The organism is Spirosoma migulaei (genome assembly GCF_054776855.1).
The window spans coordinates 342337-359254 of record NZ_BAAHBG010000011.1 but is presented as its reverse complement, the minus strand read 5'-3'; the positions used below and the strand labels follow the sequence as shown (position 1 = coordinate 359254).

13 protein-coding genes are annotated in these 16918 nt (G+C 50.4%); 3 read left to right on the top strand and 10 right to left on the bottom strand.

All coding sequences use genetic code 11. From position 1 onward, the window contains the following. Positions 1–53: 53 nt before the first annotated feature. From ACYVGO_RS15170 to ACYVGO_RS15160, 3 genes are all read left to right on the top strand, one after another. Complete coding sequence (locus ACYVGO_RS15170) at positions 54–980, top strand: EamA family transporter (protein WP_460970002.1); 927 nt, start codon at positions 54–56, stop codon at positions 978–980. A 214-nt stretch (positions 981–1194) separates the two neighbouring features. After that, positions 1195–2538 carry a hypothetical protein gene (locus ACYVGO_RS15165; protein WP_460970001.1) on the top strand — a complete coding sequence of 448 codons (1344 nt, stop codon included), beginning with the start codon at positions 1195–1197 and terminating at the stop codon, positions 2536–2538. A 23-nt stretch (positions 2539–2561) separates the two neighbouring features. Beyond that, a complete protein-coding gene (locus tag ACYVGO_RS15160) occupies positions 2562–3560 on the top strand; it encodes a vWA domain-containing protein (RefSeq protein WP_460970000.1) in 999 nt (332 codons plus the stop codon). Here the strand turns inward: ACYVGO_RS15160 and ACYVGO_RS15155 are convergent. From ACYVGO_RS15155 to ACYVGO_RS15110, 10 genes are all read right to left on the bottom strand, one after another. After that, positions 3557–4927 (bottom strand): histidine kinase, encoded by a 1371-nt coding sequence (locus ACYVGO_RS15155; protein ID WP_246859252.1) that lies wholly within the window; start codon positions 4925–4927, stop codon positions 3557–3559. The genes ACYVGO_RS15160 and ACYVGO_RS15155 overlap by 4 nt on opposite strands. 237 nt (positions 4928–5164) lie before the next feature. Continuing rightward, positions 5165–6835, bottom strand: coding sequence for an alpha-amylase family protein (locus ACYVGO_RS15150; RefSeq protein ID WP_460969999.1), 1671 nt, complete (start codon positions 6833–6835; stop codon positions 5165–5167). A gap of 129 nt (positions 6836–6964) precedes the next feature. After that, a complete protein-coding gene (locus tag ACYVGO_RS15145) occupies positions 6965–7981 on the bottom strand; it encodes a zinc-dependent alcohol dehydrogenase (RefSeq protein ID WP_460969998.1) in 1017 nt (338 codons plus the stop codon). Positions 7982–8016: 35 nt separating this feature from the next. After that, complete coding sequence (locus ACYVGO_RS15140; protein WP_460969997.1) at positions 8017–8412, bottom strand: VOC family protein; 396 nt, start codon at positions 8410–8412, stop codon at positions 8017–8019. A 47-nt stretch (positions 8413–8459) separates the two neighbouring features. After that, complete coding sequence (locus ACYVGO_RS15135) at positions 8460–10562, bottom strand: heparinase II/III domain-containing protein (protein WP_460969996.1); 2103 nt, start codon at positions 10560–10562, stop codon at positions 8460–8462. Beyond that, entirely contained in the window at positions 10562–11269 is a 708-nt protein-coding gene (locus tag ACYVGO_RS15130; protein ID WP_142774922.1) for an RraA family protein, read from the bottom strand. The genes ACYVGO_RS15135 and ACYVGO_RS15130 overlap by 1 nt, the downstream gene beginning before the upstream one ends. After that, positions 11266–11970, bottom strand: a complete 705-nt coding sequence (locus ACYVGO_RS15125) for an SDR family oxidoreductase (protein WP_460969995.1) — start codon at positions 11968–11970, stop codon at positions 11266–11268. The genes ACYVGO_RS15130 and ACYVGO_RS15125 overlap by 4 nt, the downstream gene beginning before the upstream one ends. Before the next feature lie 32 nt (positions 11971–12002). Continuing rightward, complete coding sequence (locus ACYVGO_RS15120) at positions 12003–13721, bottom strand: sodium:solute symporter family protein (protein ID WP_142774924.1); 1719 nt, start codon at positions 13719–13721, stop codon at positions 12003–12005. 2 nt (positions 13722–13723) lie between these two features. Next, on the bottom strand, positions 13724–15235 hold the full coding sequence (locus ACYVGO_RS15115; protein ID WP_460969994.1) for a glycoside hydrolase family 28 protein: 1512 nt from the start codon (positions 15233–15235) through the stop codon (positions 13724–13726). A gap of 22 nt (positions 15236–15257) precedes the next feature. Beyond that, positions 15258–16889, bottom strand: a complete 1632-nt coding sequence (locus tag ACYVGO_RS15110; protein WP_460969993.1) for a glycoside hydrolase family 28 protein — start codon at positions 16887–16889, stop codon at positions 15258–15260. Positions 16890–16918 lie beyond the last annotated feature (29 nt).

The following is a 16918-nucleotide window of genomic DNA, read 5'->3' as shown; positions in this document are numbered from 1 at the left end:
ATAGTTTCTCTTTCAGAATTCATACCATTATAGTTCATTTTAACGGTTATATTATGAATAAGGCAATCGGCCCTCGTTTTTGGTTGGTTTTAGCTTTTATAGCCATCTATTTCATATGGGGAACGACCTATCTGGCCAACCTATATGCCCTCAAAGCAATTCCGCCATTTATCATATCCGCGCTTCGTTATCTTCTTGCGGGCTTATTGCTGGCAGTCCTGGCCTATAGCAAAGATCAAGTTATTCCGACTGGGAAACAGATCCGGGATTTGGCGATTAGTGGCGTCTTAATGCTAGTGGGTGGCTCTGGCCTGGTCGTCGTCGCTGAGCAGTATATTACCTCTGGCTCAGCCGCTGTTATCGTAGCAACCGAGCCATTTTGGTTTGTCCTACTGGATCAACCTCGCTGGAAGCTCTATTTTAGGGATAAAAAGATTATCGCCGGTCTACTGCTTGGCTTTGCCGGTATCATCCTGTTTACCCAGTTTTCGCCAGCGAGTACCTCCCATGAAGGCCAATCTGCCAATCAGCTGCTAGGGACAGTAATCGTTCTGGCAGGTGCTGTTTTGTGGGTAGGCGGAACCTTATTTGCTTCGCGGAGGATAAAGCCGGGTAGCTACACACTTTGGCATACCACGATTCAGCTCCTGGCAGCCGGGCTTTTTGCGACGTTCCTTGCGCTGGTCAACGGCGAGTGGAACGGTTTTGCCTGGCAAGCCGTGTCACTGCAAGCCTGGGGCGGGCTTGCCTTCCTAATTATATTCGGTTCCCTGATCGCCTATCTGGCCTTTGCCTGGCTGGTCACCATCCAACCGCCCGCCATCGTTAGTACCCATACCTACATAAATCCACTTATTGCTGTGCTTATTGGATGGATGGCCGCTGGCGAACAGGTTACTGGACTTCAACTCATCGCGTTAACGGTCGTCTTGACGGGTGTGGTGCTAACACAACTCAGCAAAACACAAGTTGGGAGTTGACACCTGCAGAATACCTTGATTGACTTGGTCATTTCAGGCCCGCATTGATCTTCTGAGCTTGTTATCCGTTTACAAATCGCGTAAGCATATATACAGTTGATGCGCTAGTTGACTCATCTCAGTCGGGTTCTGATACTGGTGGCTTGTTGGTTAGTGCACTTTTGTGGCGAAAGAACGGCACGAAGTCGCTCTAAAACTTTTCGTAAACAACGCCATGAACGTACGTTATTACCTTGTTTTTAGCTGGAGCCTGCTTGCAACCCTATTGGCCTGCAAACATGATCAGGAACAGATTATTCCTGGGCCTGAAGAGCCCGTTAAGCAGAATTTCATCCGCCCTAAGGGAACGCCCAATGGTCAACTCGTTCAGAAGACCATTGGCCCTGAAGGCGGGACGCTGGTATCCGCCGATCACCGCCTGATAATGACTATACCTGCTGGAGCGGTTAAACAGGTAACTAACTTCTCTATCCAGCCAATTACCAATACCCTGTCGGATAGCGCCAGTAGCGCGTATCGGTTGCTGCCCGAAGGAACCACGTTCGAGAAACCAGTCACACTTCAGATGCCTTATACACAGACTGATTTGCTAAACACCTCCGCTCAGGCTCTGTTTCTGGCCTATCAGGGCAGCGATGGGGTATGGAAATACCTACCAAGCACCGAACTGGATGAAGCGAACAAAACGCTGAAGGTGCAGACCCATCACTTCAGCGATTGGGGTGTTTTTGCTGAATTTTATTTGTCCTCCAACACAGGATATCTGAAGGCTGGAGAAAGCGCCGACGTTCACTTATTGACCTTCGATTTCGGGAACATAACTAGCCTAGATAATCCAGAGGTAGCAATTGCCAAGCAAAAGACACTGAACAATCCAGCTAATATTCAAAACTGGAAAGCTTCGGTTGGTACACTGGAAGTACATAGTTCAAAAACCCTGGCTTCTTACACGGCACCAGCAGAGGTACCAGACTATGGGTTAACTGCACTGATTACCGTAGAGGTGGCCAACTTTATTCCCCCTGGGCAGGTCAAACGTATAGGAGGCACCGGCCGCGTTACAATGCTCACTACGATTATCATTGAAGGCCAAACGTATTTTCACCTCTTCGAAGATGACGATTCAAGACTGGATGTGACCTATGGAGCCTTTATTTCGGCAGAAGAAGGGGGTGTTATTACCGCATCCATGCGCAATGACCAGGCTTTGGCCATCGTGATCTACGCCGATCCAAATGATTATAGGCGTAGTTATCCCTACTATTTCAGCGAACGGGATGCGACTAAGAATCACAAGGCCGAAATCAGTATGGGAGCACCGGGGAGCCCAGAAAATTGGATAAGTCGCTACGAGGGTTGTACATCAACTGGTGAATTTGACCCGCACGTATCGCCCGGTAGCGTTCAAATTACGGGGCAGGTTGTCCTGAACGGAAAGATGTACCTGACGGGCAGCTTTATAGCTACTCTATATTTAGAAAATGGGGTTTGCGGAAAAAATTACACCCGACAGGAGCGATCGGTGCATGGTGATTTCAGGGTGCAAGTACTTAACTAACTATCCTTTTTTGAACGAACAACATGAAAACAAATCACATTCTCCTGATAGTCTGGGTGCTATTGGCTTCCCTCACCGCCTGCAAACATGAGCCCGACGTTCCACCGAATCCGATTGATGAGTTACCTGACGAGCAGCCTGGTACTGAGTTTATGGCAACAGCGAGTATGGACAAAGGCTTAGCGGTGAGCCTGACCTGGGATGCCCAGATGGGAAATCCTACCTATCGAATTTTACGAGCGTCGGCCAACGATATATACAGTGATCCAACAACAATGACTTACCAGCAGGTAGGGGAAACAAAGGAGCATTCGTTCAATGACACGCAGGTTAACCCGAATTCTGTTTATTACTACAAAGTACAGGCGCAATACAGCGCGTCAACGGTAGTGACGAGCATCGTTACCGTTGGGCGAACCACAAAACCGTCTTACGAAGAATTAGCCGATGTACTTTACACCCGACTCGGTGAAGGTACGGGCGGTAAACGATACGACGCCGATAGCCCCAATGCTGTTTTAGCAACCATTTTCACCATCATACAGGAACAGGCGGGCACTAAGGGGGCCGATGTCGTGATTCTGCTCGATGATACAGGTAGTATGGGCGACGACATTGATGCTGTAAAAGCGGGTCTGAATAAAATCATTAGTGCACTCCCCCCCTCCACCCGATTGGGCGCAGCCACCTACAACGACCTGAATGAACTACCGGATAGCTGGTATAACTGGCGGGATTTAACCACCGACTTTGCGTCGATCCGAACATTTATTAATGCAGCCAGAGCATATGGGGGTGGCGACCGGCCAGAGTCTGTTTATGATGGCATTTACGAAACCCTAACGCGGGTTAGCTGGACTAGTACTAAACGAATTATGATTGTAGTAGGTGATGATCCCCCGCTGGAAGGCAGCAAAACCAAGCATAGCTATGACGATGTGGTGGCAACCTGCAAACAAAAGGGTATTGAGGCCAATCTGTACCCCATTCTGATTAAAGAGGACAATAACAAGAGCAACTAAGAGGCTATTATTTCCCTGCTTTCCAATGGCATAATTAGCGGTAGACGAACAATGAAGAAACCATCCTCTTCCTCAACAACAGGGGCTGGTTGCTCAAGATTACGAAGTTGGCTGGCAATGGTTGATAAGCCAACCCCGTTCGATAATACCCGTACCTGTTTACGCTGAAGGTTGTTACGTACCAGTAGATATCCATCCTCATCGGTATAAACCCAAATGCTTAAGGGACGCCTGGGCAAGGTCACATTATGTTTGACAGCATTCTCCACCAGGAGTTGTAAGGTCAGTGGAGGTAGTAATCTCGTTAGGTGGTCGGCCTTGACCTGAATCGTCAGGTCAAGGCCGCTGCCATAACGGGTTTTTAGTAAACGATAGTACGATTGAATAAAGTCTAATTCGTCCGCTAAGGTGGTTAATACCTGATCATTCGCTTTCAATAAGTAGCGGTAGACTACGCTCAGCTCATCAACGAACTGGCCTGCCCGCTGGGGCTCGTCGTCAATTAACGACGACAGTGAGTTAAGGCTATTGAATAGAAAATGTGGGTTAACCTGCGCCTGTAGGGCTCGGAGTTGCACATCCTTTTTTTCTTGTTCCAATCGCTGTTGGGTAAGCTCGGCTATCAGACTCTCGTGCTGACGCTGTTCACGTTCGTGGCGGAGTTGCTCTTCCACGCGCGTTTGCTCAACGGCACGAGCCACAGCTAGCTGTCGCTGACGGAGCAGCAGACATAGCGAAAAGCTCAGTAACTCAAAAATAATAATGACCTCCATGGAGAGTAATAACCAATTGGCCGTTGCCGATGGGGGACCTATCGGCGTAGCCCAAATTAATCCGCTGAAGGAAATAAGGGCCCGCGCTTCATCCAGAAATACCAAAAAGCTACCCAGTAGAAAAAAACGTCCGACCAGATCCCGGCGCTGGGCCGCCACCCACATGCTGAGCGCGCAGCACCCCACAAAAAAAGCACCCGATAGGACGGTCAGGGACCATACTATCAGATTATGATGTCGGTCGGCACCAGAAAGGTCGATTACAAAATCGACTATCAGGAGACCAACCAGCACCCGCTGGACAATTAAAAACCAATGATGCAGGCGGGAATGTTGTTCTTTAAGGTTGAACAGGCGGTCGACCAGGGCGATGTAACAAATGTGTATTGCCGTCAGAGTTACATCATAGATAAGGTTTCGTTCCAGATTCGTTAGTACCAAATTGAATACCACCGCATTTATTAGCGATGGGAACATTTGAAAGGTGAACAAACCATAGATTGAATCCCGGGAAATCCCCCATTGAACAGCGTTGAGTATGACAATAGACCCAACCGATCCTAAGTAGAAAAACATGACTTCTTGGCCAGCCATATAAACGATATATGTAGTTGCACGTATGATGAAACGTTAAAACTACACCAAAAAACATACTAGGACCAGCTCTTTCGCCACTCAGTAAAAATCTACCTATCGTCCGATGCATTACCTATACGAAAGAACTCCTGAACTGTAGGCTATGGGTTGATTTGTCTCAGACCAGTTCCTTTCCTACTCAAAATCGTTTTTAAGACAAGCTAGTAACGTTATTACTTAAAGACTGAAAAAGCATTACGTCCAGTTAAAGTCAACGACTTTGCCATTTAGTTTCCACTTCTGAGGTAGTGGGTTCGTTAGCCAATCGATCGGTTCGGCCAACGGTTGTGAGTTGGCTGCCTGGGCAAACGCTTTTTTTACGGCTATTTTTTGCGCTTCACCCATAGCTTCCGGCTGGGCCGAAATGAAAAGTGGCGACCCACTTTCAGCTAAGAGTCTAAGCCATTGCTGATTTTTGTCCCAGGCTATGTTGGTTGTCAGGCCAACACAATCGCCATCCACGGCGTAAAACTTATTGTGCTGGGGCAGCCGAAACGCCAGTGTATTCACCCCCATTTTCAAGGTGCGGCTCCATTCCTTACCACTGGTATCGTCCCCAATCCGGCAAAGCTCAACCAGGCCTGCACTCAGGTGGCTCATGGTATTACAGCCAATTATATAGATGCCATTACCTGCCGCGTCTCGGATGGATTGGTAGAGGTGACCTATAATCTCAGCATTGGTTTTACTACGGTCGTAAAAATTCCACCCGGCGGCCGTAAGGCTTTCATTCATCGAAAATCCCCATCGACCCAGTATATCATAAGTCGTAAAATCGTGTTTTACCAGCTCAAACCCCCACGTTTTATACGAATCGAAATTGCGTTTTATCCGCTCAATGTTTTCTGGTATGGTAGGATCGAGAACCGGCATTTTGGGGTTATTACGACCGGCAATTTTGGGCGCCAGCAGACTGGCTTTCTCATCATGGCGCGCACAGAGTGGCCGCATCCACAACCCCGGCCGCATGCCTTCTTTCCTAATGGTATCGGCCATCAGGTGCATGTCTTTAAACTTAGCATTCGGTCTACTGAAATCATCATTCCAGCCCCCATCACCAGGCAACAAGGGCGAGTACGTTGCCCATCCGGCATCAATGACCGAGAACGGCCTGTTATTCACATCAGTTACCAGTTCGGCCATCAGGGCCGTTGTTTTTTTGATCAGCTCAAAGTTATTTGCCCCGTACGCGAAGTACCAGTCATTGATCCCATACACAGGTTTTTTAGGTAACCGTGGCTTGTCGCACATCAGCCCACAGAATCGATGGTCGACCTGATACGGGCTTTCACCCGAGCGACTTTGCATAGTTACCACATCAGCCGCATGTAGCGTACGCTCACCCAGTAACACGCCATTGCCGCCCGAAAGTGTATCACAAGTAAGCTCCAGACTCGTGTTGCTCAATTGCCACCAGCAGATACTGCCAGAGCCGGTTTTAACCCCAAAACAGGCCGTCTGCTTCCCGTCGTAAATGAGTATATACCAGGGATTTCGGTTGGCTTGTGAAAGGGGCTTCCAGCTCAGATCACCGTAGGAACGCTCAAAATGATCACCGACGAACTGGACGTTGGGTTTCGGCGAATAACGCCAGGATAACCGAATAGCCTTTAGGGGTTGCGAAGGCGATTGCAGATAAATTCCACTGGCATTTCCGTTCGTTTTAACCGTAACGACCACATCCTGATCGCTGAATGTATCACCATTGGTGCGTTTCAGACTGATCCATTTATCCTCAAGTTGGGCCCAAATGGCATCGGGTGCATTTAATGCGATTGCCTGAGATACAGAAGCATACGTTAGCCCGCCCGATAAAGCCGCTACTGAAACTGTTGAAGAGAGTTTAACAAATTGTCGTCTGTGCATACTACTTAATCTGTTATTAGAATACCTACGACCGTCTCTTATCCATTACAAATTCTATGATCCTAAACGGAGTAGCCGTTCGCTTGTTTATGCCGCTACGTTTACACGTCTGATTTAAAGGCTTTTTCTTTAGGTAGTGCATTGAAGCAAATATTTCATACCCGCCGGGTTATTGTCGATGGTCTCAAAAACTGCTTGAATATCTTCCAGGGGAGAAATTTGTGTGATAAGCTGATCGAGCGGCAGTTCGCCAGATGCCGCTAGCCGGATGGCTTCATCGAAATCCTCGGGTTCATAGACACGTGTGCCAATGAGCTGTAGTTCCCGCCAGAAAAAGCGAAAGAGATCAACCGGCTTAGGTTCACTATGAATGGCCACCATGACAATCCGCCCCCGCGCCCGCGCCAGCTGCGTCATAACCGCAACCCCCGCAGCCACGCCCGACACCTCAAAAACAACGTCGGCCATTGCGCCATTCGTAAACGTTTCTACAGCCTTCACTAGATCAGTAGTCACAGGATTCACGGCAGACAAATCCAGTTGACGACACAAGGCTAGCCGGGTGGCATTCGGCTCGGAAGTGAGCACATGAGCTCCTTTGTGCCTGGCGACAAGGGCAATCAATACACCAATGGGACCACCCCCAATAATTACCGCATGTTCACCCGGTTGCAGTCGACTGAGTCGGACGTCGTGACAGGCAACCGCCAACGGTTCGGTTAGTGCACCTAGCTGCAGCGGCATTGTTGCGGGCAAACGGTGTAGTGTATACGCCGGAACATTCCAATACGTCTGCATCCCGCCGGGGGTATCAATACCGATAAATTTCAGGTTTTTACCAATATGCTGCTGGCCATTATCCGATGGATCGTTGGCACCCGGCTGTAGCGGTCTCACAGCAACCCGATCGCCCACCTGCCATCCTGAAACACCCTCGCCCAGTTCCGCGATTTCAGCCGATACCTCATGGCCAATTACCTGCGGCATCTGAACGCGCTGATCCATTTTGCCATGATAAATGTGTACGTCGGTGCCACAAACACCGCAGTAAGCCACCTTAAGCCGAACCATACCCGCTGGAATCGGCTCAGGGTGCACGGGCTTCACTTCAAACTGCTGATTACCAGAATAATAGGCTGCTTTCATACGTAATGAGAAAAAGATTTACTTAATAATGTCGTTTATGACTGGATAGGGCCACGTTCCAGAATTTGAAGCATGTTGCCTTCTGGATCAAAAAAATTGCGAACACGACCTCCGCCAATGGCGTTGGTTAACTCTCCTCCCCACTTAACACCCTGCGAATCGAGCCAGGCAACGGCCTGATCAATATTTGCTACACGCAGCGCTACGTGCGACCATCCGGGCGTCCACGTAGTCCGGGCAGGACGTAGCGTCTGATCTTTCGGCATGATTTCCAACAGGGTTTGGTCGGGAGCCAGCAGCATCCAGACCGGCTTGTCGTGGCGAAACCAGCGTTGATAGCCCAGCACCTGGCAGTACCAATCGGTTAGGGCTTCGACATCATCGGCGGCAACAGCGGGGTGATCGACGCCCAGAAAAAGGGATTCGTTCATAGTAGGTAAGGTTTCTGAATGTTGAGAGTTCTGCTGATCCCGAATGGTCAGCCAGGGGTAAGGGTAAAACCGATTTCGTTTTCAGTTAGCGTGTAAATCGTTGTGTTGACAGTCAGCGTAAGCGATAATTTATTTTCGTAAGAACCGGTCAGTTGGCTGGTAAATCCCGGCTTGCTGATTGTCCAGCTTTGATTACCTGTCTCTGCTTGCCAACGGTCAATCGCTGCCAGATCGTCGGCGGCCAGTACGTGAAGTTGATGGATGGATGTCGCTTTTTGCGCAGCTGTGTGGCGAAACACTAGACCGCTTCCGGGCTGCCCTTCGCCCTGTTGAGCTGGCTCAGGATGATAAGCATCGTGCAAATACCCGTAAACGGGGCCAGCTAGTGTACCCTGACCGATATGCCAGAGCTTGAGTCCCGTCTGGTGGCGGTAGAGCGTCAACCTGTTCCCATCGGTTTGTACAATCGATTCGCCGTCCCGATTATTCAGTAGCCAGTTCCAGACAGTACGAACGGGTTCGCTCGCCCGTATACGGTCAATCACGAACGTAAGGTGGGGGCCAACCTGAATCCAGCAGCGCGTAAATTCCTGAATGGGGTAGCCATAGGAAGCGGCTACTTCTGATACTACCAGCGATACGTCGTCAATTCGTTGAACTGTAATCAGTTGCCCCCCTCGTTCAACCGGTGAGCTGATGGAGCCGTCGGGGTGAATTCGCCGGCGAGCCAATACATTCCGCTGTTCCAGTAGCTTGATTTTCGCCAGATCTTCCTGTAAACCCAACGTGTCCTGCTCCAGCAGAAACGTACAGGTAGTATGCGTTTGCGTAGCGCATTCTAGTCCGTGAATCAGATTTCGGTAACAACTGTGACCGGGGTCGGCCAGCAATCGTTCGTGATTATGCACGAGCATAAAGCTATTTAAATCGCCCTGCAAATGACCGGGCGCGTATACGCAATCGTTGTTCCCGCCCTGAATAGCCAGCACCGATTGACCGTTCCAGGCATCGCGTACCAGTGTATTTCCATTTGAAAACGATACGGTCAGGGGCAGATTTGCTTCCTCTGGCGACATTGCGTTTTGGGAACGTAGCAACAAAGGCAATGTTAAAAATCCCCAGTCATTCACCATGCCGAACGTAGCGAGATCGTGCGGCCCCTGCGTTGGATCAGGTTCGTAATAGTCCTGAAATAACCAGCGGGCTAGTCCGGCCTGGCGTGGGTCATTCGAACGGGCCGCTACATGAAGGAGCAAATCGCCAGATGGCCGAAAAAGGGCTGCGGAGTCATTGAAGTTGACCGCTCTGGCTCGTGGAGAGTCACCCCAGTTGCTCATCGGTTTACGGTACAGCATGCTTTGTGCCATCCAGCTCATCCCACGTCCGTAGGCATCCACATCGAGTTGCTGTGCCAGATCAGGATAGGAACGTATCAGTGATTCGTAAGCCAGCATCAAAGCGTTGGCCAGGTAATTGCCGTATTGCAACGACTCACCATACGAGCCATCCGGCTGGAATGCCTGCGCCATACGGACTACGTCTGGAAGTAACGCCACGAGCAATTCTTCATCGGCCAGAGCCGCTGACGCCACCAGTGCACCAGATGCCATAATACCCCGCCAGTTGGCCAGATGGCTGTTTTTGGCCAGCCAACGCTGACAGAGGAGAATACCTTTTTCGTACAGCACCTGACGTACCTCTTCCCGTTCCGTTTCGGTAAACACCGCACCCGCTAATGTCAGCACAGCCGCTACGCCCCAGCAAACATGCGCTGTTTCCAGATGCCCCATAAACGGTTCTGCGTGACTGCGAAACCACGGGCCAACCCAATCCGTTACTGGCAACCGGGCAATATGGAGCGTAGTACTTCGGAGCCAGGATGCCAGAGCATCGGTGGGTTCGAGCGCATAGTGCATAGCTGCGTCAGATAGATACTCGGCCGCCGGATACCACCAGCCAAGCTTGGCCCGGCCCGGCGTTGCCTGACCAAATGCCGTACTGTCTGCCTGAAGGCCAGGTACGGCCAGACGCTGCGTGACTCGAAGGGCAAGCGCCCGCCGAAACCGCCGGATAACCGTATCGTGGCTGGACAGAATGGCGGTTTTTTCAGCTTCTGTCAAAAACAAGGCCGTGGCTCTGACTACCTCCATCAGAAATAGCCGCCGTTTTTAACCACTTCCGTTGGCGTCATGCCACTTTCAACCATTTCCTTAATACCTTCTTCTTTGTGTACAATTTTTTCGGCGGCTACCAGCACATCGTAGGCAATGGCCTGTGGGATAGCGATAACACCGTCGATGTCGCCGAAAATCCAGTCGCCAGGTTGTACGATCACTTCGCCGATTTGCACCGGTTTCTGGTAATAATACATACGGAATCGACCGAGCATTCCCGTGCTGGTTTTGTACTTGTGAAAGACCGGAAAGTCCAGAGACAGGATGGCTTTGGTATCCCGAATACCATTGACGAGCGCTCCCCGGCAACCGGCTTTGAGCGCTGCCATCGTCATCACCTCGCCCCACTGTGAGGTAACTGTGTCGCCCGTACAGTCCCAGATAACAACTGAATCCTGATGCAGATCTTCAAGCATTTGCGCCCGCAGCTCAAACTCGCCATCGGTCGTAATATCAGGGCCACCTTTGACGGTGAACGCCATACCTGCCATTTTCATTTCTTCCCGAAGCGGGGCAAAGGCGGCCGGTAAACTGGAGGCATGCATGTTGTAATTGAAGCGCAGTACATCGTTGATAGCCCCCGTAAAGAGCTGCATGTATCGGATCCGCATTTCCGACACCGGAATCGGGAAGGGAAGAACAGGCTGTTTGCCGTCCAAATGGTGTTTTCCGTTGGATTTCATGATTGTGCCAGAAATTTCATATTGTCAAAATTGATTTCCCGAATGAGGACATACTCCGGCTGGTTGAGCACGAAGAGAATAACCCGGGCTACGTCCTCTACTTTCAGAAATTTTTCGCGCGCTACGTTCCGATCGCCCCAGTAGTTGCTATCGGTTGGTCCCGGATTCACGTCCGTTACCCGAATTCCTTCTTTCAGAACCTGATCGGCCAGACCACTGCTCAGGCCGCGGGCCCCGAATTTGGAGGCACAGTAAACCGGAGCGGTTGGATTCGTCCGTTGTCCAACCATCGAAATGACGGTTACGATATGCCCTTGTTTACGGGGTTTCATCTGCTTCAGTGCTTCGCGGTTGCAGAGGAATACACCCCGCATATTGATGGTAATCATCCGTTCATAGGTCTCCAGATCGGTCGTGGACAAATCGGTGGTAGTCAGACCGATGCCTGCGTTATTGAGGAGAATATCGACCGGGCCAAAGGTTTCCTGGCAGGCCGTAAAACCCGCTACTACGTTGGCTTCCTGACTAACATCTCCTGTAAACGACCGAAGATTTTCGTGGCTCACGTCGTCGGTTAACTGATGAGTTCGGCTAAAATCAAAGACTTTAGCACCTTGGTCCAGCAGCGTGATGGCGGCCGCTTTTCCTATTCCACTCGATGCGCCGGTGATGAAGACGACTTTGTCTTGTAAATAATTCATAGTCAGATTAATTCGCGTGTGTCGTTCATTTTTTAATGCTCATTGACCGTTGTGCCCATGGGTGTTTGGCGATGCGTTGTGTTTTTGATCGGTGCGCCGGGAATCGGTCGGCTGGCTCGATACCAAATTATTGCTGAAAGGACCAGGCAGAGTAGTCCGGCACCCATAGCGACCCGGCCACTGGTTTCGCCCAGCGAGGGTAGGCTCATGGCCATAAATAAACTACCGGTTACGACCAGTGCGACGGCATATAACCGGTTCATGGTCTGCATAAAGCCTGGATTTTCGGCGGGCTTTTCGGCTTCAGTCAAGGGTGTGCGAAGGCGACGAAAGAAGGCTTCGACACGCTGGCGATAGGCATCATTTTGCGAAACGACGACGCCCGAAAGAAGGAATACTACTACGCAGGAAATGATTTCGATCAACGTAGCCCATTCCCACGAAACCTGCGGCATAGCGTTGAGTACCAGCCCTAAAGCCACACCAACAACCAGGGTAGCAAACGCGCCCCAGGGTTGCGGTCGTTTCAGGACAATGCCCAGCACCAGCGGCAAAGTCATTGGAATGGCGAACAGGCCTGTAAAGAGTTTATTCGCTTCAAACGCACCGCCGAAGCCCCCTACATACAACGCACCCAGTGTGACCAGTGCGCCCAGAACCAGCGTCATTAATCGCCCTACCCAAAGCATTTCGTTGTCGGCCGCTTTGGGGTTGAACAGTCGCTGGTAAATATCCCGCGTCAGAACGCCCGCCGTTACGTTGTATTCGCCACTCAGGACAGACATCGTAGCGGCAAACATGGCGGCTACCATCAGGCCCATGATCCCTTCGGGCAACAGTTTCAGGCAGACGCTTACATACGCCATTTCCGGATTTTCAAGGTTCGGTATCAGGGCTTTAGCTGCAATGGATGGGAATAAAAAAATGACAGGGAACAGAAAGAAAAATACGGCCGTCAGCATCCCTTGTTTCTGGCTGGCACGTTCATCGCGGACGCTGTAAAACCGCTGAATAAACGTCCAGTTGCCACTGTATTTAACCAGAATCATCAGGTAATACACCATCAGGTACAGTGGCATTCCCTTCGGCCCGTTGAACCAGGTGAAATGATCGGGAATAGCGGCCATCATACCAGGCAAGCCACCAGCCGCCTGGATCGTCAGCGGGACCAGTATCAACGTAGCAACGATCAGGATGATAAACTGCACGACATCCGTCACGACCACGGCCCATAACCCACCGACCACCGTATAAAGCGCGACAATGATTCCGCAGGCCAGGATGGAGCTTTCCAGCGAGAGGCCCGTGGCTGCTTTCACAAACAGCCCCAGCGCATACAACCGGACCATGTTGTCCAGAATCTTGAAGAGCACGCCCATCCAGGAAAACGTTTGCCGGACGGGCGCATTGAAGCGGGTTTCCAGAAACTCCATGGGGGTCATGATCCCCGCCCGTCGCCAGCGTTTGGCAAAGATGGCTACGCCCAGTAAGGCGGGTAAAACGGTGCTCCAGATCAGCGTCAGGGCCACGAACCCATGTTGGTAGGCAATCCCCGCATAGGCTACGAAGATAAACGTACTGAACTTGGTCATGAAGTTACTGATGGCCCCCGACACCCACGGAATGGCATTCCCCCCCTTGAAATAATCGCCGATGTTTTTGACGAATTTGCCTAAAAACAGCCCAATGCCCGCCATCAGGAGCATGTAAATGGCAATGGCCCAGTAATCCAGTTGTTGTAGCGTTTGCACGGTTAGTTTGATTTAGGCATGTTAGGAGAATTTCGAACGTTTTTAAGCTGCACAGACTCCGGGACAGCCGGGCTTTGCTTCGCTTTCAAACCATTGACTTCCAGCGTATCGACGTCCTCGGCGAAAATGGCCGGGCGGTTTTCCTCGTCCGCGTAATCGAGCGTAAGATTGTCCAGAACTATATTCCTGCCGTGCCGGATATAAAAACCGTAAGCCGGTAATCGGCCGAACATTTCACCGCGTGGGTAGGCATCCGTTTTTTCAGGGACCACCTGATTAACAGGTGGTGGCGCGATGGGTACAGGTTTGCGGGTATCATCGTCGCCCAGTAAAGGTTTGTTGCTTCCATCAAACCGAAGCCGGATTTGTTTCAGGGTTATGTTTTCGACGGGGAAACCCGGAATTCCGGTAATAGAACAACCATAGCCGCCAATCCGGGTCCCCTGCACATTCTCGATCAACACATCTTTTAAGATGCCCGTGGCCGCTTTGGCATTTTTTCGATACGTCCGGTTTCGGGCACCCAGCCGAACGAAAATGGCAGTGCCTTTTACGTTACGTACCGATATGTTCGAGATGTTGATCCGTTCAATACGGGCACCGTCTACGGTCATTAGGCTGATCGCATCGACGCGGGTGTCGAAAACCGTACAATTTTGAACGGTAATATCTTCAAAGGCTCCACTTGTTTCCGTGCCGATTTTGATGCCCGACGCATTGGTACTAACAATGCAGTTGGTAATGGTAATATCGCGGCAGCTTTCGCCGGGTGATAAACTTTTCAGGCAAATGCCGTCGTCGCCACTGGTAATGAAGCAGTTGGATACGCGCACAACCTGACAATCAACCAGATCCATCCCGTCTGTATTTCGGCCTTTGGCGTCCGCATGACGGGATTTTTCGATGTCTTTATTTTCCCGGCTGTCGACTGTAATTCCGTCAATGACCATGTTCCGGCACGACTGGTAAAACTGCACCCACGATCCCGAATTACGCAGCGTAACCTCCCGAACCTGTAGGTTCTCACAGTTCCGAAAATGGAGTATACGGGGTCTGCCACTAAAGGAAGGCGACAGATAAGGCCCGTTAAACTCATCGCCCCGACCATCTATCGTCCCTCGTCCGGCAATTGAAATGTTGTGCGCGTCTTCGGCGTAAATGAACATTTTATCCGTTACCAGCTCCCCTCCGTAGGTCGGATAGTTTGAGGGAATGCTTGGGTAATCCGCTACGTTAGCGCTCCCCAGCAAGGTAGCCCCCGCTTCGACGTAGAGCGTTACGTTACTTTTCAGGTAGATCGTACCCGACAGAAACGTGCCGTTGTGCAGGTACACTTTTCCACCGCCCGCTTCGTGGCAGCGGTTGATAGCTAGTTGAATAGCCTTCGTATCCATCGTTTTACCATCGCCATTGGCCCCATACGCAAAGGCATCCCATACACCGGTGGGTTTCTGGCAAAAACCGGCCGTCGTGAGCATCAGGCAGAAAAAAAAGATAGTGGCTAGGCTATTCATGGAAGCAGGGGAGTTTAACCGATTACTGGATCGTTCCAGATTCTTTGACGGATGCTTTTAAGGATGGGGCTTCTAAAAAGTACATTTGCGCTGATTGCCCCAACTGATTATTTATCAAGGTAATAGCGGATGATTTGTCACCGTAAATCGATAGAAATGAGGTAACAGCTGCCGTTGGTCGCGAATCGGCAATAAGCGTTTTACGGGTATTGATAAGTCGAATCAGTTCCGGTGTTTGCGCTACACTCTGCGCTTTTAAGCCCCTAATTTCCAGCTCTTCCGTATCATCGAAAACCATCGCCGGTCGTTGATCTTCGTTCGCGAAGCGCAACTGTACCTGATCGAACGTAACGTTTCGGGCGTGCCGAACGTAAAACCCATACGCAGGCAACGTAGTACCGAACATCGTTCCAACCGGGTAAGCATCTGATTTTTCAGGTACCGCAGTTGGCTTAAACCCAGTAATTCCCCCTTCGAATTCGAAGTTCAGATTGCGAAGGGTCACATGCTCAACCGGATAGTCGGGCAGGCCCGTAATTGAACATCCCAAAGTGGCCAGTCGGCTCCCCTGGATATTGGTAATCAGGATGTCTTGCAAAGCCGGTGTATTGTTGGTTGTGTTTGTACCGTACTTCTTGTTGCGGGTATTGAGTCGAACAAAAATTCCGGCGCGTTTTATGTTCCGCAGGCTAATGTTTGAGATTGTTACACGCTTTATCTGAGCGCCATCTACCGTCATAATCGCCAGACCATCCCCCCAGGTATCGAATACGGTGCAATTCTGAATGACGATGTCCTCAAAACGACCAGCGGTTTCGGTGCCAATCTTGATGCCACTAGCCCCGGAACTGACGTGACAATTCGTGATGCTGATATTCCGGCAAACTTTGTCGGGCGAAAAACTTTTGATACAGATGCCATCATCACCACTGGTAATAAAACAGTTGCTCACGCGCACAAGCTCGCAATCGACCAAATCCATACCGTCTGTATTTCGGTGCTTAACGGCGTGTTCGCGATTCGGATTCTCAACGTCTTTGTTCTCCCGGCTGTCTACTGTAATGCCATCAATCACCAGGTTTTTACAGGCCTGATAGGTTTGCACCCAGGAAGCCGAGTTCTGTAGCGTTACTCCTTTGATCAGGACGTTTTCACAACCCCGTATGTGAAGGATTCTCGGGCGGTATTTAAATGATGGGCGCAGGTACGGATCATTGGGGCCTCGGTTGTCGAGTATATCACCTCGTCCGTCGATGGTTCCTCGCCCTTCGATACTGATGTTTCGACAGTTTTCTGCGTAGATTAAGGCTTTGCTGGTCAGCGGATGTTCGTCGTAGGTTGGGTAATCGGAGGTCTGGTCTGGAAAGTCAGCGACTTTAGGGCTTCCTAGTAACGTAGTCCCTGCGTCGAGGTAAAGCGTTACATTACTTTTCAGGTAAATCGTACCTGATAGAAACGTACCATTGTGCAGATATACTTTCCCTCCTCCGGCTGTATGACATTGATCAACAGCCGTTTGTATAGCTTTGGTATCCATCGTTTGGCCATCACCTTTGGCTCCATACGCCAGCACATCCCAAACCCCAGAAGGTTTCTGAGCAAAGGCGCTGGTCGTAAAAAGCAGGCAGAATAATAAGTGCGTTACGTATGACATTTAGTTTTGATGGGTTTGAATTTCACCCC